The 25,895-nt window shown below is 61.0% G+C and carries 28 protein-coding genes; 27 read left to right on the top strand and 1 reads right to left on the bottom strand.

All coding sequences use genetic code 11. The annotated features are described in order from the left end of the window. The first annotated feature begins 28 nt into the window (after nucleotides 1–28). The 4 genes from rpoC to BN32_RS02745 all read left to right on the top strand — a co-directional run bounded on the left by rpoC (nucleotide 29) and on the right by BN32_RS02745 (nucleotide 10,169). Entirely contained in the window at nucleotides 29–4,228 is a 4,200-nt protein-coding gene (gene rpoC / locus BN32_RS02730; protein WP_040425386.1) for a DNA-directed RNA polymerase subunit beta', read from the top strand. 185 nt (nucleotides 4,229–4,413) lie between these two features. Continuing rightward, nucleotides 4,414–5,538, top strand: coding sequence for a helix-turn-helix transcriptional regulator (locus BN32_RS02735; RefSeq protein WP_019196573.1), 1,125 nt, complete (start codon nucleotides 4,414–4,416; stop codon nucleotides 5,536–5,538). Nucleotides 5,539–6,077: 539 nt separating this feature from the next. Next, a complete protein-coding gene (locus BN32_RS02740) occupies nucleotides 6,078–8,132 on the top strand; it encodes an FAD-dependent oxidoreductase (RefSeq protein ID WP_019196574.1) in 2,055 nt (684 codons plus the stop codon). Between the two features lie 75 nt (nucleotides 8,133–8,207). After that, nucleotides 8,208–10,169, top strand: coding sequence for an ABC transporter ATP-binding protein (locus BN32_RS02745; protein WP_019196575.1), 1,962 nt, complete (start codon nucleotides 8,208–8,210; stop codon nucleotides 10,167–10,169). Nucleotides 10,170–10,187: 18 nt separating this feature from the next. Here BN32_RS02745 and BN32_RS02750 read toward each other — a convergent pair whose 3' ends face one another. Next, complete coding sequence (locus BN32_RS02750) at nucleotides 10,188–11,354, bottom strand: FAD-dependent oxidoreductase (protein ID WP_019196576.1); 1,167 nt, start codon at nucleotides 11,352–11,354, stop codon at nucleotides 10,188–10,190. Between the two features lie 259 nt (nucleotides 11,355–11,613). On the opposite strand from BN32_RS02750, the gene BN32_RS02755 reads away from it, so the two are divergent. From BN32_RS02755 to rplR, 23 genes are all read left to right on the top strand, one after another. Then, nucleotides 11,614–12,744 carry a GNAT family N-acetyltransferase gene (locus BN32_RS02755; protein WP_040425889.1) on the top strand — a complete coding sequence of 377 codons (1,131 nt, stop codon included), beginning with the start codon at nucleotides 11,614–11,616 and terminating at the stop codon, nucleotides 12,742–12,744. Between the two features lie 695 nt (nucleotides 12,745–13,439). Further along, on the top strand, nucleotides 13,440–13,811 hold the full coding sequence (gene rpsL, locus BN32_RS02760; protein ID WP_002712306.1) for a 30S ribosomal protein S12: 372 nt from the start codon (nucleotides 13,440–13,442) through the stop codon (nucleotides 13,809–13,811). A gap of 15 nt (nucleotides 13,812–13,826) precedes the next feature. Next, nucleotides 13,827–14,297 carry a 30S ribosomal protein S7 gene (rpsG, locus tag BN32_RS02765; protein WP_019196578.1) on the top strand — a complete coding sequence of 157 codons (471 nt, stop codon included), beginning with the start codon at nucleotides 13,827–13,829 and terminating at the stop codon, nucleotides 14,295–14,297. 33 nt (nucleotides 14,298–14,330) lie between these two features. Continuing rightward, nucleotides 14,331–16,403 (top strand): elongation factor G, encoded by a 2,073-nt coding sequence (fusA, locus tag BN32_RS02770; protein ID WP_019196579.1) that lies wholly within the window; start codon nucleotides 14,331–14,333, stop codon nucleotides 16,401–16,403. 37 nt (nucleotides 16,404–16,440) lie between these two features. Continuing rightward, nucleotides 16,441–17,631: an elongation factor Tu gene (tuf, locus tag BN32_RS02775; RefSeq protein WP_019196580.1), complete on the top strand. Its 1,191-nt coding sequence runs from the start codon at nucleotides 16,441–16,443 to the stop codon at nucleotides 17,629–17,631. Between the two features lie 110 nt (nucleotides 17,632–17,741). After that, nucleotides 17,742–18,050 carry a 30S ribosomal protein S10 gene (gene rpsJ / locus BN32_RS02780; protein ID WP_002712302.1) on the top strand — a complete coding sequence of 103 codons (309 nt, stop codon included), beginning with the start codon at nucleotides 17,742–17,744 and terminating at the stop codon, nucleotides 18,048–18,050. 51 nt (nucleotides 18,051–18,101) lie between these two features. Continuing rightward, a complete protein-coding gene (rplC, locus tag BN32_RS02785) occupies nucleotides 18,102–18,827 on the top strand; it encodes a 50S ribosomal protein L3 (protein ID WP_019196581.1) in 726 nt (241 codons plus the stop codon). After that, nucleotides 18,827–19,447: a 50S ribosomal protein L4 gene (gene rplD, locus BN32_RS02790; RefSeq protein ID WP_019196582.1), complete on the top strand. Its 621-nt coding sequence runs from the start codon at nucleotides 18,827–18,829 to the stop codon at nucleotides 19,445–19,447. The genes rplC and rplD overlap by 1 nt, the downstream gene beginning before the upstream one ends. After that, on the top strand, nucleotides 19,444–19,743 hold the full coding sequence (locus tag BN32_RS02795) for a 50S ribosomal protein L23 (RefSeq protein ID WP_019196583.1): 300 nt from the start codon (nucleotides 19,444–19,446) through the stop codon (nucleotides 19,741–19,743). The genes rplD and BN32_RS02795 overlap by 4 nt, the downstream gene beginning before the upstream one ends. Before the next feature lie 11 nt (nucleotides 19,744–19,754). Further along, a complete protein-coding gene (gene rplB, locus BN32_RS02800) occupies nucleotides 19,755–20,591 on the top strand; it encodes a 50S ribosomal protein L2 (RefSeq protein WP_019196584.1) in 837 nt (278 codons plus the stop codon). Nucleotides 20,592–20,603: 12 nt separating this feature from the next. Beyond that, entirely contained in the window at nucleotides 20,604–20,879 is a 276-nt protein-coding gene (gene rpsS, locus BN32_RS02805) for a 30S ribosomal protein S19 (RefSeq protein ID WP_002712297.1), read from the top strand. Between the two features lie 18 nt (nucleotides 20,880–20,897). Continuing rightward, on the top strand, nucleotides 20,898–21,284 hold the full coding sequence (gene rplV / locus BN32_RS02810) for a 50S ribosomal protein L22 (protein WP_006021065.1): 387 nt from the start codon (nucleotides 20,898–20,900) through the stop codon (nucleotides 21,282–21,284). 15 nt (nucleotides 21,285–21,299) lie between these two features. Continuing rightward, entirely contained in the window at nucleotides 21,300–21,998 is a 699-nt protein-coding gene (gene rpsC, locus BN32_RS02815) for a 30S ribosomal protein S3 (RefSeq protein WP_019196585.1), read from the top strand. A 33-nt stretch (nucleotides 21,999–22,031) separates the two neighbouring features. Continuing rightward, entirely contained in the window at nucleotides 22,032–22,445 is a 414-nt protein-coding gene (rplP, locus tag BN32_RS02820) for a 50S ribosomal protein L16 (protein ID WP_019196586.1), read from the top strand. A 10-nt stretch (nucleotides 22,446–22,455) separates the two neighbouring features. Continuing rightward, a complete protein-coding gene (gene rpmC / locus BN32_RS02825; protein ID WP_019196587.1) occupies nucleotides 22,456–22,668 on the top strand; it encodes a 50S ribosomal protein L29 in 213 nt (70 codons plus the stop codon). A 10-nt stretch (nucleotides 22,669–22,678) separates the two neighbouring features. After that, the gene (rpsQ, locus tag BN32_RS02830) at nucleotides 22,679–22,924 is read left to right on the top strand and encodes a 30S ribosomal protein S17 (RefSeq protein WP_019196588.1); all 246 of its coding nucleotides are present in this window, start codon (nucleotides 22,679–22,681) and stop codon (nucleotides 22,922–22,924) included. A 38-nt stretch (nucleotides 22,925–22,962) separates the two neighbouring features. Then, nucleotides 22,963–23,331: a 50S ribosomal protein L14 gene (gene rplN, locus BN32_RS02835; RefSeq protein ID WP_002712291.1), complete on the top strand. Its 369-nt coding sequence runs from the start codon at nucleotides 22,963–22,965 to the stop codon at nucleotides 23,329–23,331. Next, nucleotides 23,331–23,645, top strand: coding sequence for a 50S ribosomal protein L24 (gene rplX, locus BN32_RS02840; RefSeq protein WP_019196589.1), 315 nt, complete (start codon nucleotides 23,331–23,333; stop codon nucleotides 23,643–23,645). Before rplN ends, rplX begins: the two co-directional genes overlap by 1 nt. After that, a complete protein-coding gene (gene rplE / locus BN32_RS02845; RefSeq protein WP_019196590.1) occupies nucleotides 23,638–24,195 on the top strand; it encodes a 50S ribosomal protein L5 in 558 nt (185 codons plus the stop codon). Before rplX ends, rplE begins: the two co-directional genes overlap by 8 nt. Nucleotides 24,196–24,247: 52 nt before the next feature. Further along, nucleotides 24,248–24,553: a 30S ribosomal protein S14 gene (gene rpsN / locus BN32_RS02850; protein ID WP_019196591.1), complete on the top strand. Its 306-nt coding sequence runs from the start codon at nucleotides 24,248–24,250 to the stop codon at nucleotides 24,551–24,553. A 12-nt stretch (nucleotides 24,554–24,565) separates the two neighbouring features. Next, the gene (rpsH, locus tag BN32_RS02855) at nucleotides 24,566–24,964 is read left to right on the top strand and encodes a 30S ribosomal protein S8 (RefSeq protein ID WP_019196592.1); all 399 of its coding nucleotides are present in this window, start codon (nucleotides 24,566–24,568) and stop codon (nucleotides 24,962–24,964) included. Between the two features lie 13 nt (nucleotides 24,965–24,977). Next, nucleotides 24,978–25,511: a 50S ribosomal protein L6 gene (gene rplF, locus BN32_RS02860; protein ID WP_019196593.1), complete on the top strand. Its 534-nt coding sequence runs from the start codon at nucleotides 24,978–24,980 to the stop codon at nucleotides 25,509–25,511. Nucleotides 25,512–25,522: 11 nt separating this feature from the next. After that, nucleotides 25,523–25,885 carry a 50S ribosomal protein L18 gene (gene rplR / locus BN32_RS02865; protein ID WP_019196594.1) on the top strand — a complete coding sequence of 121 codons (363 nt, stop codon included), beginning with the start codon at nucleotides 25,523–25,525 and terminating at the stop codon, nucleotides 25,883–25,885. The last annotated feature ends 10 nt before the right edge of the window (nucleotides 25,886–25,895 follow it).

Consider the following 25,895-nt stretch of genomic DNA (forward strand, 5'->3'; position numbering starts at 1 on the left):
GTGACGATCGGCACGCGAGGAGAACACGATGAACCAAGAAATTATGAATCTCTTCAATCCGACGACTCCGGCCCAGGTCTTCGACCAGATCCGGATTTCGATCGCATCGCCTGAGAAGATTCTGTCGTGGTCCTACGGCGAGATCAAGAAGCCGGAAACCATCAACTACCGCACGTTCAAGCCGGAGCGTGACGGCCTGTTCTGTGCGCGCATCTTCGGGCCGATCAAGGACTACGAATGTCTTTGCGGCAAGTACAAGCGCATGAAGTACAAGGGCATTATCTGCGAGAAGTGCTCGGTCGAAGTGACATTGTCGCGCGTCCGGCGCGAGCGCATGGGCCATATCGAACTGGCTGCGCCCGTTGCGCACATCTGGTTCCTGAAGTCGCTGCCTTCGCGTATCGGCCTGCTGCTCGATATGACGCTGAAGGATCTCGAGCGGATTCTCTATTTCGAATACTACGTCGTTCTCGAGCCGGGTCTGACCGCGCTCAAGGACCGTCAGCTGCTGTCGGAAGAAGAGTATCTCCGCGCGCAGGACGAATACGGCCAGGACAGCTTCACCGCCATGATCGGCGCGGAAGCGATCCGCGAACTGTTGAAAGGTCTCGAGCTCGAGAAGCTCGAGGCGCAGCTGCGCGTCGAGATGCAGGAAACTGAATCCGACATCAAGCACAAGAAGCTCGCCAAGCGCCTGAAGATCGTCGAAGCGTTCCGCGTGTCCGGCAACAAGCCGGAGTGGATGATCATGACGGTGGTTCCGGTGATTCCGCCGGACCTGCGTCCGCTGGTGCCGCTCGACGGCGGCCGCTTCGCGACCTCCGACCTGAACGACCTGTATCGCCGCGTCATCAACCGCAACAACCGCTTGAAGCGGCTGATGGAGCTGCGCGCGCCGGACATCATCATCCGCAACGAAAAGCGCATGTTGCAGGAGGCCGTCGACGCACTGTTCGACAACGGCCGCCGCGGCCGCGTCATCACCGGCGCCAACAAGCGTCCGCTGAAGTCGCTCGCCGACATGCTCAAGGGCAAGCAGGGCCGGTTCCGTCAGAACCTGCTCGGCAAGCGCGTCGATTACTCGGGCCGTTCGGTCATCGTGGTCGGCCCGGAGCTGCGTCTGCATCAGTGCGGCCTGCCGAAGAAGATGGCGCTCGAACTGTTCAAGCCGTTCATCTACTCGCGGCTCGACGCCAAGGGTCTGTCCACCACCGTCAAGCAGGCGAAGAAGCTCGTTGAAAAAGAACGTCCCGAAGTCTGGGATATTCTCGACGAGGTCATTCGCGAGCATCCGGTGCTGCTGAACCGCGCGCCGACCCTGCATCGTCTCGGCATTCAGGCGTTCGAGCCCGTGCTGATCGAAGGCAAGGCGATCCAGCTTCACCCGCTGGTCTGCGCGGCGTTCAACGCCGACTTCGACGGCGACCAGATGGCCGTGCACGTTCCGCTGTCGCTCGAAGCGCAGCTGGAAGCGCGCGTCCTGATGATGTCGACCAACAACATCCTGCATCCCGCGAACGGTCAGCCGATCATTGTGCCGTCGCAGGATATCGTGCTGGGTCTCTACTATCTCTCGATCCTGCGCGAAGGCCTGCAGGGCGAAGGCAAGGTCTACCGCGACATGGCGGAGATCGAGCACGCGCTGTTCTCGAAGGTCATCCACCTGCATACCAAGATCAAGTATCGGTGGACCGGCATCGACGAGGAAGGCAAGGCGATCTCGAAGATTTACGACACCACCGCCGGCCGTGTCATGCTTGGGCAGGTTCTGCCGAAGCACGGCAAGGTGCCCTTCGACACCATCAACAAGCTGATGACGAAGCGCGAAATCTCCGGCGTGATCGATCAGGTGTACCGTCACTGCGGTCAGAAGGAGACTGTGATCTTCTGCGATCGCATCATGGCGCTCGGCTTCTACAACGCCTTCAAGGCGGGCATTTCGTTCGGCAAGGACGACATGGTCGTGCCCAACGGCAAGTGGAAGATCGTCGATGACACCCGCACGATGGCGAAGGACTTCGAGCAGCAGTACAACGACGGCCTGATCACGCAGGGCGAGAAGTACAACAAGGTGGTCGACGCCTGGGCGAAAGCCTCGGAGAAGATCGCCGAGCAGATGATGAAGGAAATTTCGTCCGTCAAGAAGAACGCGAAGGGCGAAGATTCCCAGATCAACTCGATCTACATGATGGCTCACTCGGGCGCGCGCGGTTCGCCGGCCCAGATGCGTCAGCTTGCCGGCATGCGCGGCCTGATGGCCAAGCCGGACGGCTCGATCATCGAAACGCCGATCGTGTCGAACTTCAAGGAAGGCCTCACGGTTATGGAGTACTTCAACTCCACCCACGGCGCCCGTAAGGGCCTCGCGGATACGGCGTTGAAGACCGCGAACTCGGGCTATCTCACCCGTCGTCTGGTGGACGTGGCGCAGGACTGCATCATCACGCAGGACGATTGCGGCACCAAGCTCGGCATCAAGATGCGCGCCATCATCGACGCAGGTACGGTCGTGGCATCGCTGGCGTCGCGTATTCTCGGCCGCACCGCGGGCGAGGATCTGCGTGATGCCGCCACCAACAAGGTGGTGGTCAAGCGCGGCACGCTGATGGAGGAGACCCACGTCGACGCCATCCAGCAGGCCGGCATCCAGGAAGTGAAGATCCGCTCGGCGCTGACCTGCGAACTGGTCAACGGCATCTGCGGCAAGTGCTACGGGCGCGATCTCGCCCGCGGTACGCCCGTCAACCACGGCGAGGCTGTCGGCGTTATCGCCGCGCAGTCGATCGGCGAGCCGGGCACGCAGCTCACCATGCGTACCTTCCACATCGGCGGTGCGGCGCAGATCAACGAGCAGTCGTTCATCGAGTCGAACTTCGACGGCAAGATCGTCATCAAGAACAAGGCGATCGCGACCAACAGCGAAGGCTTCAACGCTGCGATGGTTCGCAACATGGTCGTCGCGGTTGTCGATGCCGACGGTACCGAGCGTGCGACGCATCGCATTCAGTACGGCGCGCGCATGCGCGTCGACGACGGCGATATGATCAAGCGCGGCCAGCGCATCGCGGAGTGGGATCCGTATTCACGTCCCATTCTTACCGAAGTCGAGGGCACGATCGGATTCGAGGATCTGGTCGAAGGTCAGTCGATCTCGGAAACGCTCGACGAATCCACCGGTATCGCAAAACGCGTGGTTATCGACTGGCGCACGACCGGCCGTGGCGCTGATCTGCGTCCTGCCATCGTCGTCAAGGGCAAGGACGGCAAGGTGCTGAAGCTCGCGCGTGGCGGTGACGCCCGCTACATGCTTTCGGTCGATGCCATTCTGTCGGTGGACGTGGGTGCCAAGGTCAAGGCCGGCGACATTCTCGCCCGTGTCTCGACGGAAAGCGCCAAGACCCGCGACATCACCGGCGGTCTGCCGCGCGTCGCGGAACTGTTCGAAGCCCGCAAGCCGAAGGATGCCGCGATCATCGCGGAAATCGCCGGCACGATCCGCTTCGGCCGCGACTACAAGAACAAGCGCCGCATTTCGATCGAGCCTGTCGACAAGAACGAGGAGACTCGCGAGTACCTCATTCCGAAGGGCAAGCACATCCATCTGCAGGACGGCGACATCGTCGAAAAGGGCGATTTCATCGTCGAAGGCAACCCGGCACCGCACGACATCCTGGCGATCAAGGGCATCGAGGAACTCGCTGCCTACCTGGTCAACGAAATCCAGGAAGTTTACCGGCTCCAGGGCGTGCTCATCAACGACAAGCACATCGAAGTGATTGTCCGTCAGATGCTGCAGAAGGTTGAGGTCACTGATCAGGGTGAGACCGACATGATCTCGGGCGAACAGGTCGACAAGATCGAGTTCGACCAGATCAACGCCAAGGCGAAGGACGAGGGCAAGAAGCCCGCGACCGGAAACCCGGTGCTGCTCGGCATCACCAAGGCGAGCCTGCAGACGCGGTCGTTCTTCTCGGCAGCGTCGTTCCAGGAGACCACGCGCGTGCTCACCGAAGCTGCCGTCAACGGCAAGGTGGACCCGCTCGAAGGCCTCAAGGAAAACGTTATCGTCGGCCGCCTGATCCCGGCCGGTACCGGCGCCTCGATGGCGAAGATCCGCGAAGTCGCAACCAAGCGCGACAAGCTGATCCTCGACGAGCGCGAGAAGCAGGCGGCGATCACGCCGGCTGCTCCGGAAGCGGAACCGCTGGCTTTGCCGCCTGCGGAGTAGTTTCACGCCAGTTGGCGTGTCAGCCATGAAATTAAAGGCCGCCCCTGGGGCGGCCTTTTTGTTATGGTGAGGAACTTTTTCAGCGCGTCGCGTGTCTACCATAGTGTGACTGTCTCCCGGCTTTTCGCCGGGTCTGGATACTTCGAAGTTTTCGATTTGTTATTTCGCGATATCGCGAGGGTCCTTTGCCACAGTACGAGCGCCTCATCGCGGCGATTGAAGCGATATATGCCGCCGCGGCCGATCCATCGTGTTGGCCGGTAGCCCTCGAAGCCGTCACGAAGTGCTTCGACGATGTCGGGGCAATCCTCATTTACGGAAGGGATGACGGCAGCTTCGGCGTCATCGAATCCCCGTCGATCAGAGAGGTTAGTGCCGAGTACGCGCGGCACTGGAGCGATCGTGACATCCGCGCGATCCGAGCCCGCGAGCGGGGCTATTTCTTCAAGCGAGACGTCATTACCGACCGCGATCTCCTGACGCCCGAGGAAATGGAGGCCGACCCGTTTTACAGCGATTTCCTGCGGCGGCATGGCTTGAAATACTTCGCGGCGGCGACTGTCTCTCCAGACCCTCACATCGAAGTGGCCCTGAGCGTTCAGCGCGCGATTGGCCGTCCCGAGTATTCGGACGACGAGTTGAAGATGCTGGAGCAGCTTGCTCCGCACGTGGAGACGTCGCTGCGCCTGAGTATTCATTTGATGGACGCGCAGGCCATGAATTCCGGGATGGGCACGGCGATGGCCCGTATCGGCATCGGCGTTTTCGCGCTGGATTCGATGGGTCGTGTGGTGTCGTCCAACGCGGCGTCGCAGGCGCTGCTGGGTGACGGCTTGAACATCGTGAACGATCGTCTCGTGCTGGCAAATCCGGCGGCGAGCGGGGAGGCGGTTGCCGCGATCCGGAATGCGCTCGACGGCAATCGCATTATCCTGTCGCAGGAAACCAAGCCGATCCTGGTTCATCGCCAGCATGCCAGCCGGCCGCTCGCATTGTACGTGCTGCCGATCCCCGCGAAGACTACAGGGAATGGCTTTCTCACCCGGGCTCGCGCCATCGTCCTCCTGATGAACCCGACGGCTGACGGTGTTCCCGATCCGACGCTGATCCGTGATGTTCTTGGTGTAACGCTGGGGGAAGCCCGGATCGCTGCGCTGGTCGGTTCCGGCTTGTCGCCGAAGGAGGCCGCTGAGCGGCTCGGCATTGCCGAGGAGACCGCGCGCTCGGTTCTGAAGCGGGTGTTTTCCAAGGTCGGGGTGTCGCGCCAGAGCGAGCTCGCCGCCATGATGGCAAGGCTCGTGATCAAGTAGCGCCTGTGACTGAATGGAAAACTTGCTGTCGAATAAACCTAGGTCAGCAAAGGAATTTGCTTATTGGCGGGTACGTCGAACAGCTTTCACCCATATGGGGGATGAATAATACCACCGCCTTCTTAGTCTGTGGCCATTCTGTGACCAACCAAGACGTGCGAGCGATTTGGGGCAGGGCATTCAAACGGCGAGAATAATTTGAAGCCATAGGACATGATCGCCACGCGGTGATTATTTTGGTGTTCGTGGCTCCGGATAGTGAGTTTCTTCCTCCATGGGTCGGCTTTTGCCGGCCCATTTTCTTTCTGGACGGATTCCGCTCCGCGGAACCAGGCGGCTGGCCCGCGCTGGATTGCAGCCTCCGGCGCCCGGCGGATTCGGCCGAAACGGCCGGTAATTGCCCCCTTTTAAGCACTTTGAGGCTTTTTCGCGCGGGATCGTGGTTTGTTCATCTTCCCTTCAGATGAAAAACGCATTTGTTTAGGCAGAGTTAGACCGGCGGTAAGTCCCAAAACGCCGGCGAGGGGCGAAAAAGCAACATGCTCGATCTGGCGATAGTCGGCGGTGGCCCGGGTGGGCTGATGAGTGCGTGGTACCTCAAGAAGAAGCTTGGGGCGCTCTGCCGCATCACGATCTATGAAGCCTCCGATCGCGTTGGCGGCAAGGTCCTGACCAAGACGTTCGACACCGCGCCCGCCATGTACGAGGCGGGGGTCGCCGAGATCTATGATTACTCGATGACTGGCCCTGATCCGTTGCGCGAGCTGGTCCAGCACTTCGGCCTGCAGACGATCCCGATGGACGCCGAGCAGGTGCAACTCGATGGCGAACTGCTCGACGACGTGCCCGGCATGCGCCGCAAGTACGGCGCGCAGACCGCGAAGGCCATCGAGGACTTCCGCAAGCTCTGCGCCGGCATGGTGTCGCCGATCGAATACTATGAAGGCGTCGGCGCGCACGACAACGAACATCCATGGGCCTACGTCAGCGCCGAAGAACTGCTGGATCGCGAAGTGGCTGATCCGGTTGCCAAGCGATTCCTGAAAGTCATGGCGCGTTCCGACATCGCCACCGAGCCGCACAACACCAACGGCCTCAATGCGCTGAAGAACTTCGTGATGGATGTGGACGGCTACATTGGCCTCTACTCGATCCAGAACGGCAACGAGCAGCTCATCCACAGCCTGCAAAGCGAAATCGAAGCCGATATCCAGTTGAACCATCGGGTTCTCAAGGTCGGCAAGGCGGATTCCGGGCGCTACGCCATCAACATGATGAACGGCAAGGGGCCGATCACCAAAGAACACGACCTCGTTGTGATGTGCCTTCCGCATTCGTGGCTGACGACCATGCGCTGGGACGGCGAACTGCTGCGCCATTCAATGGTGAAGCACATCGCCTACTTCGATCGTCCGGCGCACTACCTGCGGGTGTCGATCCTGTTCGACGAGCCGTTCTGGGGCGACAAGGTTCCGGGCGCCTGGTGGATGTCCGAGGCGTTCGGCGGCTGCTGCGTCTACGTCGAAGGTGCCCGTCACGATGTCGGCCGTCATGGTGTGCTGAACTGGCTGATCCCGGGCTCCGATGCGCTGGCCTTTGCCAACCTGAGCGACAAGGAACTGATCGACGCGGCGATCAAGTCGCTGCCGAAGTCGTTGGGCGATGCGCGCGCACATTTCCTCGAAGGCAAGACCCATCGCTGGCTGTCGTCGGTAAACTGCATTCCGGGCGGATTGCCTGCGCGCGATGTGATGACCAATCATCATCCCGAGCCGCACGAGCATCCGGGCTTTGTCGTCGTCGGCGACTATCTGTTCGACTCGACGCTGAACGGGCTGCTGGACTCCTCGGATGCCGCGACCGACATCATCCTGACGCAGATGATCAAGCTGCGTTACGAGCGCGGCGAGGGTGGCAACGTGCCGTCCGACAAGATCGATCGCGCCTATTTCGACAATTACCGCAACCAGGGTCCCTACGGCGAGGTCTGGAACAAGTTCACTGATCCGGACTATCTCACCAACCTGATCAAGATCGTCTGGAACCGGGCCAAGGGCTACAGGCTGCTGGTCGCCGGCTCGGCGAGCGGCGAACTGGTCGGCGCGCTGCGCGAACGCGGCATCGATGCCTGGGGCATCGAAAACAACCGGTACATCCATGGCAAGACGCCGAAGGCGCTGCGCAAGTACAACAAGCTCGGCTCGCTCACCAAGCTGCCGTTCAAGGCCGGCGAGTTCGACTTCGTATTCGAAACCAGCCTCTGCCACGTCTCGGAAAAGCAGGTGAAGCGCGCCGTCCGCGAGCTCAATCGCGTCGTAAAGACCGGTTTTGTGTTCGGATCGATCACCAGCGACATGGCGGCGGCGCTGATCGACCGCTACGACCTGCTGCGCGGTGTCAAAAAGTTGGGCACGTGGTGGGAATGGTCCGAACTGTTCTTCAGCAACGGGTTTGACCTCTCCATGCATCGCCGCGACACCACGGACGCAGTGTGGGATGCGACGCTTGCGGCCAACAAGGGGCCGGGCGACTGGTACGCGGACGCGGACAGCCTGCGCTATTCGTTCTTTGACAAGATTGCCGACGACGACTAATCGCTTAAGGAGCGGCGGCCATCCGGCCGTTGCCACAAGTGATTGCGGCCGTTTGGCCGAGCAGCGACGGTTTAGATGCCGACCAGGCCGCCCACCTCGGATACCGACAAGCCAGTGTCGGGCAAGCCGCCCGATGACGAAGCTGCTCGCCTGGCCGCGGCGGCTCAGGCCGATATTCCCGCTGCGCCGGAGCCCGATGATATCGACGACGATGATGACGACGAGGACCTCGTCGCCTTTACCGCGAGCGAGGCAGCGGGCGCGTTCGCAACCCTGTGGCGGTTCACCTGGCCGCAGCTGCGCAACTACAAGACCTGGCTGAGCTTCGTCGCGATCGGCCTTTTCATCGAGACGTTGTTCAACGTCATCATGCCGCTCAGCCTGAAATTCCTGATCGACGACGCGCTCGGCGAAGAAGATTTCCATGCGCTCTACACCATCCTGACCGTGCTGGCGGTCGCCGGCATCATCACTTCTATCGTCGCGGTCTGGTACGAGCGCTGGGATGCGCGGCTGGCGGCCGCCGTCATCTCGGACGTTCGTGGACGGCTGTTCGAGCATGTCCAAAATCTGCCGGCGGCGTTCTTCGGACGTACCAAGCGCGGCGAGATCCTGTCGCGGTTTTCCGTCGACATGGCGGGCTATGAATCCTCGGTCAAGCACTTCGCCAACAGCGCGATGCTGCCGTTCCTCGAACTGATCGCCGGCATCGGCCTGATGATCTGGCTGAACTGGCAGCTGGCCGCCGTGGCGCTGCTGATATTTCCCATCACCCTGATCGGTCCGCGCATCCTGACGCCGAAAGCGGTGCAGGCGAACTACGAGCAGAAGGTCAACGAATCCGCGATCCTCGGCGTGGTGCAGGAGAACGTCGCGGCGCAGATGGTGGTGAAGGCATTCGGCCTGCAGCGCAAGGCGTTCGGCTGGTTCACCTTCCGCAACAACGCGGCGCGCCACTCGATGGCTGACGCAACATTTCTGTCGACCATGGTGGAACGCACTGTCACCGTGTCGGTGCTGCTGCTGCATCTGATCGTGCTGGCGATCGGCGCATATCTCGCCACCATCGGCAAGATTTCCATCGGAACCTTCGTCACCTTCGAAAGCGCGTTCTGGGAAATCTCGTACAATATCGCCCATCTGATGCACTTCATTCCCGTCGCGATCCAGGCCGCCGCCGCCGTTCGCCATATGGAAGAACTGCTCGACGAGCCGACGCGCGGCGCCGACCGGCCCGGCGCGCCGGATCTGCCGCGGATCACCGACAACATCACCTTCGACCGCGTCGTCTTCAAATACGAAGGCAGCGACACGGTGGTTCTCGACGGTCTCTCGCTCAAGATCAGCGTCGGCAAGAACATTGCCATCGTCGGACCGAGCGGCTCCGGCAAGAGCACGCTGCTCAATCTCATTCTGCGGCTCTATGTGCCGAACGAGGGCAGGGTGGCCATCGACGGCGTCGATATCCGCAAGGTGACGCGCGACTCCCTGCGCAACAGCATGGCGGTGGTGTTCCAGGAAAACATGCTGTTCAACATGTCGATCCGCGAGAACATCCGTCTCGGCAAGGAAGGCGCGACCGACGCCGAGGTCGAGGATGCAGCGAAGAAGGCCGAGATTCATCGCTACATCATGACGCTGCCGCAGAAATACGACACGGTGGTCGGCGAGCGCGGCGATACGCTGTCCGGCGGCCAGCGCCAGCGCATCGCGATCGCACGCGCCATCGTCCGCAATCCGTCGGTGCTGCTGCTCGATGAAGCGACGTCGGCGCTGGATCAGACCACGGAAGCCGCGATCAATCGTACGCTGCTGAAGGTCGCCAAGGGCCGCACCATGATCTTTTCGACCCACCGGCTGACGTCGGTTGTCGACATGGACGAAATCATCGTCATCAGTAACGGCCAGGCGATCGAGCGTGGTCCGCATGCCGAGTTGCTCAAGGCTAACGGCATGTACCGGAAGCTATGGGACGACCAGCTTCACAAGTCGCATCATCCCGCCGAGGATGACGACGACGATGATGATGACGATTGATCGGTGAAGGGGCAGCTATTACGGCTGCGCCGTCCGTCGAACGGACAGCGTTTCCCGCGCATGACGCAACGCGCCGACACCGGCGCGATGCAGGAAGCGGATCCAGCGCCGGACATGCCACGACAGTCCGGTATTGATGGAAATCGAACGCAGGTCGTAAGCCTGACGATGTGAGGAGGCGTCGTTGGCGCACTTCTCCGGGTCGTCGTAGAATTGTGAAATCTTCGACGCGTCCATGCCCGCGCTGGCGAGCCACGCGGGAATGTAGGCGTTGCACAGGCGCTGCACGTCCATGAACACCTTGCCCGTGCCTGTGCCGGCAGCAGGGCACGACGTGCAGAACGCATCGCCGACCAGAACGATGCCGGCTTGCCGGTGTCCTTTGGTGACGTACAGATCCGCCGGTCGAATCTTGATCACGCCATCGACCTTGAACTCGCCGGCGATGGCGCGAAGGTTCGGCATCAGCTCGTGCATCGCTTGCTCGGGCGTCTGGCGCATCCGGCGCAGCCACGGATCGTCCATGCCGCGATAGACCATGAGGTTGGCGCGCATGGCGGAGCCAATCGGAAACAGCGTCAGATAGGACATCTGCGCCGCAGAGCTTTCCGTGAAATAGGTCAGCGCCGGAAATCCAAACGCGTCGTGGCCGACCGGCACGACATTGAATCCGACCGTGATGGAATGACAGGGGCTGATGACCTCGCGCTCGATGCCGAGGGTGTGGCGCAGGCCGATGTTGAGGCCGTTCGCCAGCACGATTAGCCGCGCGGAAATTTCCTCGCCGTTCGACAGCGTTACCGTCTGGCGATCCGGACTGGTTGCAACGGCGGTGACCTTGGCTTCGATGAAATCGACGCCGTCCGGGATCTGACGGCGAACGGTATTGACGAGGTCATCGTAGATGATGCCGTGCTGGTCGCTCGGCTTCTTGTCGAGCAGGCGTCCCAGCCGGGCGGTCCACGCGCTCCGATCGAGCGTGGTGGCGGCAAGCACCGCATCCGCGATACCGGTTTTGCGCAGGAGGTCGAGCTGATAGCCGCCAAGCTTTTCGCAACGGAAGTCGGGCGGATAGATTTTGTGCGGATCGATCAGGATTGCGGAGATGCCGGCGCGGCCGAGCATCGCGGCGGCCATCGACCCCGCAAGCCCGCCGCCGATGATGGCGATGTCCGTGTGCCGCATGTTGCGCCTCTTTTCAGCTACGTAGCATTGCAGCTGGAAACTCGACTAAAGCTTGAACGAAACATGGTGAACGGCTGATGAGGTTAATACCGCAAAAACGCGTGTATTAACGATTTAAATGGTTGCGGCTTGCCTGTGTCGGGCGGTCGCAGCATTAATGGTTCCCGGGGTAGCTTTGGTTCCTGGATCACGGTCCTGCACCGCAATCCGGCACCGCGAGAATGCGGCTTCGACTCGCTTCGACGCAGGTTTGGCCTTCATGATTTCAGTTACCGTCGCATCGCCGGGCCAGGACCTTACCGCGCAGTGGAATGATCTCATCCGCCGCGCGCCCGGCAACGCATTCATGAATCCGGTCGCGCTCAAGGCGGCGTTCGACACCATGTTCGCGGCGGTTCACGTGCTCATGGCATGGGAAGAGGGCGCCGAGTCCACACGGCTGGTGGGGCTCTGGGCCTTGCAGCATCGCAACGTCATGATGTTCTGGCCGGCACTGCTCGAGGCCCGCCCTTACAACTATGCATTTCTGTCGACGCCGGTGATTGATCCTGCCTTTGCCGCCGAGGTTATGCCTGCGTTCTTTGCCGCGATCCGCAAAAACCCCGCGCTGCCGAATGTCGTCAGCCTGAAGGAAATGGATGCCGACTCGCAGGCCTATGCGGCAATTCAGAAGCTGATCGCGGACGAGCATCACGCGCATCTGACGCTGACCCGCAGCCTGCGGCCGTCGGTGTCGCGGGAGAAGGGCGTGAAGACGTCGGGCTCGACCCGCAAGAAGTTGCGGCAGGACTGGAACAGGCTGTCGGCTCTGGGCAACCTGCAGATGGTCAACGAGCGCATCGCGGGCCCGACCAAGGCCGCCTTCGAACAGTTCCTCGATCTCGAAAGGCGAAGCTGGAAAGGGGACAAGGGCACGGCCATCCTGTGCAGCGAGCGGGATACCGAATTCACCCGGCGGCTGATTGGCGACCTTGCGGCCGACGGCAATGCCTCGGTGGCCCTGTTGCGCCTCGACGGGCGGGTCATTGCAGCCCAGGTGCTGATGTATTGCGGCACCACAGCCTACACCTGGAAAATCGCGTTCGACGCCGAATTCGCCAGGTACTCGCCGGGCGTGCTGCTGGTCGACAAAATGACCGAGCAACTCTTCGCAGCGACCGATGTGCAGGCCATCGATTCGTGCTCGGCGGAGGGGAGTTTCATGGCCCAGATCTGGACCGGCCGGAAAACCATGGTCGACATGGTGGTCGATGTCGGCTCCAGCCATTTGCTGGTGTTCGGCATGGAGGCCGCCCGTCAGTACGGCTATGAGCGGCTGCGCGATCTGCGGGACTGGCTGCGGTCGACCTCTCTGATTCCGGCAAAGCGGCGGCTGGCTCCGACGGCATGAGCGCGAGTGATTTGCGCGGAAATCCTCATAAGCAATTGAAATACAACAAGTTTACTAAAGATTTGGCTGCGCGGGCCTGCCCATGAGGCACCCATGTCGGTGTGCCCGCCCCACACCGCGCGTTCGGAGGTTCCCCGTCTGACCGGATCAGCAGCCTGTGGAATCCGCAGAATCGGCGCTGCGCGGATTCGCAGGGTCTGTCATAAACAACCCGTTCGGGCTTTCGCCGAGAGTGCAAGAAGTGGCTCTGCCGCTTGCGCTTTTGCAATGTCGTTTAGCCTTGACTTGGGTGTGCATGGCTTATAAAACCCGGCCACTTCACGACAGGCGGTGAGCTTCTCTTACGTCGGAACGGACCACCATTTCAGCCCCACGGGATGATTTGGCACCAACCTCGACGAACGTCGCTCAAACGCTGTCGGCACTAGCCAGGCAATGCCAGGACAATATTTGGTCTTAAGAGCAGTAGCTCCTGAGATCAGTCTCGGATGCATGATCTCGGTGAGCCGAACAGGCGAGCTGCGGTCCTCTGTGGCGTCAAGCGCTTTCCGTTCAGAAATGAATGGTTGGCGTGATTTCGTTTTGCGCGATCAAACGCGCGGTGCGAAGTTGATGGGTCGGCGTGAAGCGAGTGGGGCGGTGGCCCCGAACGAATTTGCGGAGCCGATAAGGTTTCGCGCGAACAAGGGTGAACGATGCCGACGATCAACCAGCTGATCGCGAATCCGCGCGAAGCGCAGAAGTCGCGCAAGAAGGTGCCAGCGCTGCAGCAGTCGCCGCAGAAACGTGGCGTTTGCACGCGCGTCTATACGACGACCCCGAAGAAGCCGAACTCTGCGCTTCGTAAGGTCGCCAAGGTGCGTCTGACCAACGGCTTCGAGGTCATCGGCTACATTCCGGGTGAAGGCCACAACCTTCAGGAGCACTCGGTGGTCATGATCCGCGGCGGCCGCGTCAAGGATTTGCCCGGCGTTCGTTACCACATTCTCCGCGGCGTCCTCGATACGCAGGGCGTCAAGAACCGCAAGCAGCGCCGTTCGAAGTACGGCGCGAAGCGTCCGAAGTAATCGGGGATCTGATCAATGTCGCGTCGCCATTCTGCAGAAAAGCGTGAAGTGAACCCGGATCCGAAGTTCGGGAACGTCATCATCACGAAGTTCATGAATTCGATCATGTATGACGGCAAGAAATCTGCCGCCGAAAGCATCGTTTACGGTGCGCTCGAGATGATCGAGAACAAGACCAAGCAGGGCCCGCTGCCGGTGTTTGAGCAGGCGCTGGAAAACGTCATGCCGACCATCGAAGTGCGTTCGCGCCGTGTTGGTGGCGCCACCTACCAGGTGCCGGTTGAAGTTCGCTCCGTGCGCCGTCAGGCGCTGGGCATCCGCTGGATCATTACGGCCGCGCGTGGCCGCAACGAGAAGACGATGACCGAGCGGCTCTCCGCTGAGCTGCTCGATGCGTCGAACAATCGTGGCAACGCGGTCAAGAAGCGTGAAGACGTGCACAAGATGGCGGAAGCCAACCGTGCCTTCTCGCACTATCGCTGGTAACGGCGAAACGAACGGAAATTAAGGACAGCTCCTATGCCCCGCCTTCATGCCATTGAGGATTACCGTAATTTCGGTATCATGGCGCACATCGACGCCGGTAAAACGACGACGACCGAGCGCATCCTCTATTATACCGGCAAGAGCCACAAAATCGGCGAAGTGCACGAAGGTGCCGCGACGATGGACTGGATGACGCAGGAGCAGGAGCGGGGCATTACCATTACGTCGGCCGCTACGACCGCGTTCTGGAACGGCAAGCGTCTGAACATCATCGACACCCCCGGCCACGTCGACTTCACCATTGAAGTCGAGCGTTCGCTGCGCGTGCTCGACGGCGCCGTTTGCGTTCTCGACTCCAACCAGGGCGTCGAGCCGCAGACCGAGACCGTCTGGCGTCAGGGCGACAAGTATCGCGTTCCGCGCATCGTCTTCGCCAACAAGATGGATAAGACCGGCGCTGACTTCTACAAGTGCCTGCAGGACATCATCGATCGTCTCGGTGCTAAGCCGATCGCGATTCAGTTGCCGATCGGTTCCGAGAATAACTTCAAGGGCATGATCGACCTCGTTCGCATGGAGGCCCTGGTCTACAATCAGGACTCTCTGGGTTCGATGTACGACGTTGAGGCAATTCCTGCGGACCTCGCCGACAAGGCGAAGGAATATCGCGAGAAGCTGGTCGAAGCCGCCGTCGAGCTCGACGACGATGCCATGGCTGCCTATCTCGACGGCAATGAGCCGGACGAGGCGACCCTGAAGCGCTTGATCCGTAAGGCAGTGCTCACCGGTGCTTTCTATCCGGTTCTCTGCGGTACCGCGTTCAAGAACAAGGGTGTTCAGCCGCTGCTCGACGCAGTTGTTGCTTACCTGCCGTCGCCGCTCGACGTGCCTGCGATCAAGGGCACCGATGAGGACGGCAACGAGGTCGTGCGCAAGGCTGACGACAAGGAGCCGCTGGCTCTGCTCGCGTTCAAGATCATGGACGATCCGTTCGTCGGCACCATCACTTTCTGCCGCATCTATTCGGGCGTTCTCGTCAGCGGCACCGGCGTCATCAATTCGACCCGCGACAAGAAAGAACGCATCGGCCGCATGCTGTTGATGCATGCGAACAACCGCGAAGACATCAAGGAAGCCTACGCTGGCGATATCGTCGCGCTAGCTGGCCTCAAGGAAGCTCGCACCGGCGACACGCTGTGCGATTCCGACCATCCGGTCATCCTTGAAAAGATGGAATTCCCGGAGCCGGTCATCGAAATCGCGATCGAGCCGAAGTCGAAGGCCGATCAGGAAAAGCTGGGCGTCGCTCTGGCGAAGCTAGCGAACGAAGATCCTTCGTTCCGCGTGTCGACCGACCACGAGTCCGGCCAGACCATCCTGAAGGGCATGGGCGAACTCCATCTCGACATCAAGGTCGATATTCTCCGCCGCACCTACAAGGTCGACGCCAACATTGGCGCGCCGCAGGTGGCGTTCCGCGAGAAGATCACCAAGAAGGCCGAGGTCAAGTACACCCACAAGAAGCAGACCGGCGGTACCGGTCAGTTCGCTGAAGTGTCGATCGTGGTCGAGCCGAACGAGCCGGGTGCTGGCTATGAATTCGAATCGAAGATCGTCGGCGGTGCTGTTCCGAAGGAATACATCCCGGGTGTCGAAAAGGGCCTCAACAGCGTGATGGGGTCGGGCGTCGTCGCCGGCTTCCCGGTGGTTGACGTCAAGGTTTCGCTCGTGGACGGCAAGTATCACGACGTCGACTCGTCGGCGCTCGCCTTCGAAATCGCGGCGCGCGCTGCGTTCCGTGAAGCGCTTCAGAAGGGCAAGTCGGTCCTCCTCGAGCCGATCATGAAGGTCGAGGTGGTGACGCCTGAGGATTACACCGGTTCGGTGATCGGCGATCTCAACTCCCGCCGCGGCCAGATCCAGGGTCAGGACATGCGCGGCAACGCCAACGTCGTCAACGCGATGGTGCCGCTGATGAACATGTTCGGTTACGTGAACAACCTGCGCTCGATGAGCCAGGGCCGCGCGACCTTCACGATGCAATTCGATCACTACGCTGAAGCGCCGGCCAACGTGTCGGCAGAAGTCCAGAAGAAGTTTGCTTGATTTCTTTGACGCAAGTCAAAGTTGAACGGAGAACGTCATGGCTAAAGCTAAATTTGAACGTAACAAACCGCACTGTAACATCGGCACCATCGGTCACGTCGACCATGGCAAGACATCGCTGACCGCAGCGATCACCAAGATTCTGGCTGAAACGGGCGGTGCAACGTTCACGGCATACGACCAGATCGACAAGGCGCCTGAAGAAAAGGCGCGCGGCATCACCATCTCGACCGCTCACGTCGAGTACGAGACCGCGAACCGCCACTACGCGCACGTCGACTGCCCCGGCCACGCCGACTACGTGAAGAACATGATCACCGGCGCTGCGCAGATGGACGGTGCGATCCTCGTCGTGTCCGCTGCTGACGGCCCGATGCCGCAGACCCGCGAGCACATCCTGCTCGCCCGTCAGGTCGGCGTTCCTGCGATCGTCGTGTTCCTGAACAAGTGCGACATGGTCGACGATCCGGAATTGCTCGAACTGGTCGAGATGGAAGTTCGCGAACTGCTCTCGAAGTACAACTTCCCGGGCGACGATATTCCGATCATCCGCGGCTCGGCGCTCGCAGCGCTCGAGAACAAGGATCCGGCACTCGGCCACGACGCCGTTCTGGCGCTCATGAAGGCCGTCGACGAAAACATTCCGCAGCCGGCGCGTCCGATTGACCAGCCGTTCCTGATGCCGGTCGAAGACGTGTTCTCGATCTCGGGCCGTGGCACCGTCGTCACCGGCCGTGTCGAGCGCGGTATCATCAAGGTTGGCGAAGAAATCGAAATCGTCGGTCTGAAGGACACCCAGAAGACCATCGTTACCGGCGTTGAAATGTTCCGCAAGCTGCTCGATCAGGGCCAGGCTGGCGACAACATCGGTGCGCTGCTTCGCGGCACCAAGCGCGAGGAAGTCGAGCGCGGCCAGATTCTCTGCAAGCCGGGTTCGGTCAAGCCGCACACCAAGTTCAAGGCTGAGGCATACATCCTCACCAAGGAAGAGGGTGGCCGTCACACGCCGTTCTTCACCAACTACCGTCCGCAGTTCTACTTCCGCACGACCGACGTGACCGGCGTCGTTCACCTGCCGGAAGGCACCGAAATGGTGATGCCGGGCGACAACATTGCGATGGAAGTGCACCTGATCGTGCCGATCGCGATGGAAGAGAAGCTTCGCTTCGCGATCCGTGAAGGCGGCCGCACCGTTGGTTCGGGCGTCGTCTCCAGCATCATCGAGTAACAAACGATCCGTCGCATGCCCGGTCGGAAGACCGGGCATTCACGACCCTCTGAATAAAAAACGTGGATGGCCGGGCTGACCGGTCGTGACGGACAAGAAAGACAGCGGCAATGAACGGCCAGAATATTCGCATTCGTCTCAAGGCGTTCGACCATCGGATTCTCGATACGTCGACCCGCGAGATCGTGAACACGGCAAAACGCACCGGTGCACAGGTTCGCGGACCCATTCCGCTTCCGACGCGCATCGAGAAGTTCACCGTCAACCGTTCGCCGCACGTCGACAAGAAGAGCCGCGAGCAGTTCGAGATGCGCACTCACAAGCGCCTTCTCGATATCGTCGATCCGACCCCCCAGACCGTGGACGCGCTGATGAAGCTCGACCTGGCCGCAGGTGTCGACGTCGAGATCAAGCTGTAAGAATTTTTGTTAAGTTCGCAGATCGCGGACAGAAAGACAGGAAGCACGCCGATGCGCTCCGGAGTGATCGCACAAAAGGTCGGGATGACGCGGGTCTTTACGGAGACCGGTGAACATATCCCTGTGACTGTGCTCAAGTTGGGCAATTGCCAGGTTGTTGGCCATCGCACCACTGACAAGAACGGTTATGTCGCTTTGCAGCTCGGTTCGGGCTCGCGCAAAAGCGTCTATCTGCCGAAGGCTGAGCGCGGCCAGTTCGCCGTCGCCAAGGTCGAGCCAAAGCGCAAGGTCGCGGAATTCCGCGTCTCGGAAGACTCGCTGATCCCGGTCGGCGCGGAAATCCAGGCGGACCATTTCGTTGTCGGCCAGTTCGTCGACGTGACGGGCACCTCGGTCGGTAAGGGCTTCGCCGGCGGCATGAAGCGCTGGAATTTCGGCGGCTTGCGCGCAACCCACGGCGTCTCGGTCTCGCACCGTTCGATCGGTTCGACCGGCGGCCGTCAGGATCCCGGCAAGACCTTCAAGAACAAGAAGATGCCCGGCCACATGGGCGTCGATCGGATCACCACGCTGAACCTGCGCGTCGTCCAGACGGACGTGGCGCGCGGACTTCTGCTCATCGAAGGTGCCGTTCCCGGCTCCAAGGGCGGATGGATCACCGTGCGCGATGCCGTGAAGAAAGCATTGCCGAAGGATGCGCCGAAGCCCGGCAAGTTCAAGCTGGCTGGCGGAACCGACGCTGCTCCTGAAGCGGCTCCGGCAGAGGAGGGTGCGTGATGGAATTGAAGGTCACAACCCTGGAAGGTAAGTCGGCTGGCTCCGTTCAGCTGTCGGACGAGATCTTCGGTCTTGAGCCGCGCAAGGATCTGATCCAGCGCGTCGTCAACTGGCAGCTCGCCAAGCGTCAGGCCGGCACCCACAAGACCAAGGGCCGCGCTGAAGTCTGGCGCACCGGCAAGAAGATGTACAAGCAGAAGGGCACCGGCGGTGCTCGTCACGGTTCGGCTCGCGTTCCGCAGTTCCGCGGCGGTGGCCGTGCGTTCGGTCCGGTCGTTCGCTCCCATGCGCACGATCTGCCGAAGAAGGTTCGCGCGCTCGGTCTGCGGCACGCCCTGTCGGCGAAGGCCAAGGACGGCGGTCTCATCGTGATCGAGAACGCCGATCTGAAGGAAGCCAAGACCAAGGCGCTGCTCGGACACTTCTCGGGTCTGGAGATCACCAACGCGCTCATCATCGACGGCGCCGAAGTGAACACCGGTTTCGCGACTGCTGCGCGTAACATTCCGCACATCGACGTGCTGCCGGTTCAGGGCATCAACGTCTATGACATTCTGCGCCGTCAGAAACTCGTTCTGACCAAGGCCGCTCTCGATGCGTTGGAGGCGCGCTTCAAATGAAGACTCAGGATGCGCGTCATTACGACATCATTGTCGCGCCGGTCGTGACCGAAAAAGCGACCGTGGCTTCCGAGCACAACAAGGTTGTGTTCAAGGTCGCGGCGAAGGCGACCAAGCCGCAGATCAAGGACGCGATTGAGAAGCTGTTCGACGTCAAGGTGAAGAGCGTCAACACGCTGGTCCGCAAGGGCAAGACGAAAGTCTTCCGCGGCCAGTTCGGTTCTCAGTCGGATACGAAGCGCGCGATCGTGACCCTCGAAGAAGGTCATCGCATCGACGTGACCACCGGACTGTAAGGCACACGACGATGGCATTGAAAACATTCAACCCCACGACGCCCGGCCAGCGCCAGCTGGTGATGGTCGATCGTTCGGCGCTGTACAAGGGCAAGCCTGTCAAGGCTTTGACCGAAGGCAAGCACTCGTCCGGCGGACGTGGCAATACCGGCCGCATCACCGTGCGTTTCCGCGGCGGTGGCCACAAGCAGACGTACCGCATCGTCGACTTCAAGCGTAAGAAGACCGACGTGCCGGCCAAGGTCGAGCGTCTCGAGTACGATCCGAACCGCACCGCGTTCATCGCGCTGATCAAGTACGCCGATGGCGAGCAGGCCTACATCCTGGCGCCGCAGCGTCTGGCCGTTGGCGACACCGTTGTCGCCGGCAGCTACGTCGACGTGAAGCCGGGCAACGTCATGCCGCTCGGCAACATGCCGGTCGGCACCATCGTGCACAACGTCGAGCTGAAGATCGGGAAGGGCGGCCAGATCGCTCGCTCCGCGGGCACCTACGCCCAGATCGTCGGCCGCGACCATGATTTCGTGATCCTGCGCTTGAGCTCGGGCGAACAGCGCCTGGTTCACGGCCGCTGCATCGGCACCATCGGTGCGGTGTCGAACCCGGATCACATGAACATCTCGATCGGCAAGGCCGGTCGTAAGCGTTGGATGGGCCGTCGTCCGCATAACCGCGGCGTCGTGATGAACCCAGTCGACCATCCGCACGGCGGCGGCGAAGGCCGCACCTCGGGCGGCCGTCACCCGGTTACTCCGTGGGGCAAGCCGACCAAGGGCAAGAAGACGCGTTCTAACAAGTCGACAAACAAGTTCATTCTCATCAGCCGCCACAAGCGGAAGAAGAAGTAAGGATCGCCGGACATGGTTCGTTCAGTCTGGAAAGGCCCGTTCGTTGAAGGCTCTCTGCTCAAGAAGGCAGATGCCGCGCGTTCGTCCGGCCGTCACGACGTTATCAAGATCTGGAGCCGCCGCTCGACGATCCTCCCGCAGTTCGTGGGGCTCACCTTCGGCGTCTACAACGGTCAGAAGCATGTTCCGGTCGCAGTGAACGAGGAAATGGTCGGTCACAAGTTCGGCGAGTTCTCGCCGACGCGGACCTTCCACGGCCATTCGGGCGACAAGAAAGCCAAGAAGTAAGGGCTTGAGGACTTAGTCATGAGCAAACCAAAGCGCGAACGGGTTCTCCCGGATAACGAAGCAAAGGCGGTAGCCCGCATGCTTCGCGTCAGCCCGCAGAAGCTGAACCTTGTTGCGCAGCTGATCCGCGGCAAGAAGGCATCCTCTGCGCTCGCCGACCTGCAGTTCTCGCGCAAGCGGATCGCCGGCGACGTCAAGAAGTGTCTGGAGTCCGCGATTGCGAACGCCGAAAACAACCATGACCTCGATGTCGACGCTCTGGTCGTCGCAGAGGCGCATGTTGGCAACGGCATCGTGATGAAGCGTTTCGCACCGCGCGGCCGTGGCCGTTCGGGTCGTGTATTTAAACCGTTCTCGCAGCTGACGATCGTTGTTCGTCAGGTCGAGGCCGAGGCGAGCGCCTAAGGGCGGGAGAAGACGATGGGTCAGAAGATCAATCCAATCGGGCTGCGTCTGGGCATTAACCGGACTTGGGATTCCCGTTGGTTCGCCGGCAAGAACGAGTATGCGAAGCTCCTCCATGAGGACATCCGCATCCGCGCCATGCTGATGAAGGAACTGAAGCAGGCTGCGGTCGCGCGCATCGTGATCGAGCGCCCGCACAAGAAGTGCCGCGTGTCGATCCACTCGGCGCGTCCGGGCGTCGTGATCGGCAAGAAGGGCGCTGACATCGACAAGCTGCGCCAGAAGGTTGCCGCGATCACCGAGTCCGATGTGGTCATCAACATCATCGAAATCCGCAAGCCGGAGCTCGATGCGACCCTGGTCGCCGAATCGATCGCTCAGCAGCTCGAGCGCCGCGTTGCGTTCCGCCGCGCCATGAAGCGCGCCGTTCAGTCGGCGATGCGTCTGGGCGCCGAGGGCATCCGCATCAACTGCTCGGGCCGTCTCGGCGGCGCGGAAATCGCCCGTATGGAATGGTACCGTGAAGGCCGCGTGCCTTTGCACACGCTGCGCGCTGACGTGGACTACGGTGTCGCCACCGCGTTCACGACCTTCGGCACCTGCGGCGTCAAGGTCTGGATCTTCAAGGGTGAAATCCTCGAGCACGATCCGATGGCTCAGGACAAGCGCATGGCCGAAGGCGACAGCGGACGTCCGCGTCGCGATGCGGCTTGATTGAAATTCGAAGAAGGTTTGAGGGCGTAAGCCATGATGCAACCAAAGAAGACAAAGTTCCGAAAGGCGCATAAGGGCCGTATTCACGGCGTCGCCTCGTCGGGCGCGACGTTGTCTTTCGGCCAGTTCGGCCTGAAGGCGATGGCGCCGGAGCGCATCACCGCGCGCCAGATCGAAGCCGCCCGTCGCGCGCTGACCCGTCACATGAAGCGTGCCGGCCGCGTCTGGATCCGCGTATTCCCGGATCTGCCGGTCTCGAAGAAGCCCGCCGAAGTGCGAATGGGCTCGGGCAAGGGTACGCCGGAATTGTGGGTTGCTCGCGTCAAGCCAGGCCGTCTCATTTTCGAGATCGACGGCGTGACCCAGCAGACCGCGAAGGAAGCACTGTCGCTCGCCGCCGCCAAACTTCCGATCAAGACGCGCTTCGTTGCGCGCATTGCGGAGTAAGGAAACGATCATGGCTGATTTGAAAGTCGAAGACATCCGCGCGATGAGCCCCGATCAGATGGACGAAGCCGTCCTCAATCTGAAGAAGGAGCGGTTCAATCTGCGCTTCCAGCGCGCCACCGGGCAGCTCGAGAACACCTCGCGCCTGCGTGAAGCTCGCCGCGATATCGCACGCATCAAGACTGTCGCAGCGCAGAAGCGCGCCGCGCAGACCAAGAAGTAAGGGGCGAAAGATGCCGAAGCGTACTCTCCAGGGCGTCGTCGTCAGCGACAAGCAGGACAAGACAATTGTCGTGCGCGTCGACCGCCGCTTCACCCACCCGATCTACAAGAAGACGATCCGACGTTCGAAGAACTATCACGCGCACGACGAGAACAATCAGTTCAAGGCAGGCGACGTGGTTCGAATTGAGGAAAGCAAACCACTCTCGAAGTTGAAGCGCTGGACGGTAGTCCAGGCCGAAACAAAAACAGCTTAAGCGCAACAAGCGCATCAGAAAGAGGACGAGGTGCATCAATGATTCAGATGCAGACCAACCTCGACGTGGCCGATAATTCCGGCGCGCGCCGTGTCATGTGCATCAAGGTTCTTGGAGGTTCCAAGCGCCGGTACGCGACTGTGGGTGACATCATTGTCGTTTCCATCAAGGAAGCCATCCCTCGCGGGAAGGTGAAGAAGGGCGACGTCATGAAGGCGGTCGTCGTTCGCGTTGCGAAGGATATTCGCCGCGCCGATGGTTCCGTTATCCGTTTCGACCGCAACGCGGCTGTGTTGATCAACAACCAGTCCGAGCCGGTCGGCACCCGTATCTTCGGGCCGGTGCCGCGCGAGCTTCGCGCCAAGAACCACATGAAGATCATCTCGCTTGCGCCGGAGGTGCTGTAATGGCTGCCAAGATTCGCAAGGGTGACAAGGTCATCGTACTGAACGGCCGCGACAAGGGCCGGACTGGCGAAGTGTTCGAGGTGCGTCCCACCGAGAACAAGGCGCTGGTGCGTGGCGTCAACCTGGTGAAGCGTCACCAGAAGCAGACCCAGGCGCAGGAGGGCGGCATCATCACCAAGGAGTCGCCGATCCACCTGTCGAACATTGCGCTCGTCGGCAAGGACGGCAAGCCGACCCGCGTCGGCTTCAAGATCCAGAAGGACGGCACCAAGGTGCGCATTGAGAAGCGCTCGGGAGCAGAGATCAATGGCTGAGACCGCATACGTTCCGCGTCTCCGGACGCAATTCGATAAAGAGATCCGCGGCAAGCTGGTTGAGCAGTTCGGTTACACGAACGCCCTGCAGGTGCCGGTTCTCGAGAAGGTCGTGCTCAACATGGGCATCGGCGAAGCCGTCAACGACCGCAAGAAGGTCGAACTGGCTGCTGCCGATCTCGCGCTGATCGCCGGCCAGAAGCCGATCGTCACGCATTCACGCAAGGCGATCGCGACCTTCAAGCTGCGTGAAGGCCAGGCCATCGGCGCCAAGGTGACGCTGCGCAAGTCCAAGATGTACGACTTTGTCGACCGTCTTGTGAACATCGCGCTGCCTCGCGTTCGCGACTTCCGCGGCCTCAATCCGAAGAGCTTCGACGGCATGGGCAACTACTCGCTCGGCCTCAAGGAGCATCTGGTGTTCCCGGAAATCGACTACGACAAGTCGGGCGAGACCTGGGGCATGGACATTACGATCTGCACCACCGCGACCACCGATGACGAGGCGCGTGCGTTGCTGACCGCATTCAATTTTCCGTTCCGGCAGTGAGACACTGAACTAGTCAGCGTCTCAAACGCGGAAAGGTATGGAGACTACTCGTATGGCGAAGAAAAGTTCAGTCGAGAAGAATAACCGGCGTCAGAAGATGACGAAGAACGCTGCGGCCAAGCGCGCTCGCTTGAAGGCGATCATCGCCGACAAGAAGAAGCCGATGGAAGAGCGTTTCGCGGCGACGATCAAGCTCGCCGAGATGCCGCGCAATTCGTCGGCGACCCGCATCCGCAACCGCTGCGAAATCAGCGGCCGGTCGCGCGCGGTCTATCGCAAGAACAAGATGAGCCGCATCGCGCTCCGTGATTATGGCTCGAAGGGCCTGATCCCGGGCCTCGTGAAGTCCAGCTGGTAAGGAGGGTCGGATATGTCAACGCACGATCCCATCAGCGATCTGATCACCCGCATCCGCAACGCGCAGATGCGCTCCAAGTCCAAGGTTTCGACCCCGGGCTCGAAGATGCGCGCCAACGTTCTCGAAGTGCTGAAGGCCGAAGGTTATATCCGCGGCTACGCAGCGGTCGAGCATGCCGGCGGCCACAACGAGCTCGAGATCGAACTGAAGTATTTCGATGGCGAACCGGTCATCCGCGAAATCGAGCGGGTCTCGAAGCCAGGGCGTCGTGTGTACGCTTCGGTGAAGAACCTGCCGCGCGTGAAGAACGGTCTCGGCATTTCTGTGCTGTCGACGCCGAAGGGAATTATGGCTGACCACGACGCGCGTGACGCGAATGTGGGCGGCGAAGTTCTCTTCACGGTGTTCTAAGGAAGGAACGATTATGTCACGCGTAGGCAAACGACCCGTTCCGATTGTCTCGGGCGTCACCGCGAATCTCGAAGGCCAGACCGTCAAGATGAAGGGGCCGAAAGGCGCACTTCAGTTTGTCGTGCACGACGACGTGTCGGTCGAAATGAAGGACGGCGCGATCACCGTTGCGCCGCGCTTCGAGACCAAGCGCGCGCGTTCGCTTTACGGAACTGCTCGCGCCCAGATCGCGAATCTGGTCGAAGGCGTCACCAAGGGCTTCGAGAAGAAGCTTGAAATCACCGGCGTCGGTTACCGCGCCGCGCTGCAGGGCAAGAACCTGCAGCTCGCGCTCGGCTACAGCCACGACGTGATCTACCCGATCCCGGAAGGGATCACGATCACCGTGCCGAAGCCGACCGAAATCACCATCGTCGGCAACGACAGCCAGCGCGTCGGCCAGGTTGCCGCCGAGATCCGCAGCTATCGTCCGCCGGAGCCCTACAAGGGCAAGGGCGTGAAGTACGCCAACGAATTTATCTTCCGCAAGGAAGGCAAGAAGAAGTAACGGAGCCGGTCATGTCGAAACTCAAGGTCACGAATGCCCGGCGCAAGCAGCGCGTACGTCTCGCGCTGCGCCGGACCGCGAACGGGCGTCCGCGCCTGTCGGTGTTCCGCTCGTCGAAGCACATCTACGCTCAGGTCATCGACGACCTGAAGGGCGAAACGCTGGCTTCGGCCTCGTCGCTGGAAAAGACGATGCGCGACGGCGGCAAGACCGGCGCCGACATCGATGCGGCGAAGGCTGTCGGCAAGCTGCTGGCGGAACGCGCCGTAAAGAACGGCGTCAAGGAAGTGGTTTTCGACCGTGGTGGCTATCTTTACCACGGCCGCGTCAAGGCGCTCGGCGAAGCCGCGCGGGAAAGCGGCTTGAGCTTCTAAGCTCAGCTTT

Origin of the sequence: Afipia birgiae 34632, from assembly GCF_000308295.2 — a bacterium.
GTDB lineage: Bacteria > Pseudomonadota > Alphaproteobacteria > Rhizobiales > Xanthobacteraceae > Afipia > Afipia birgiae.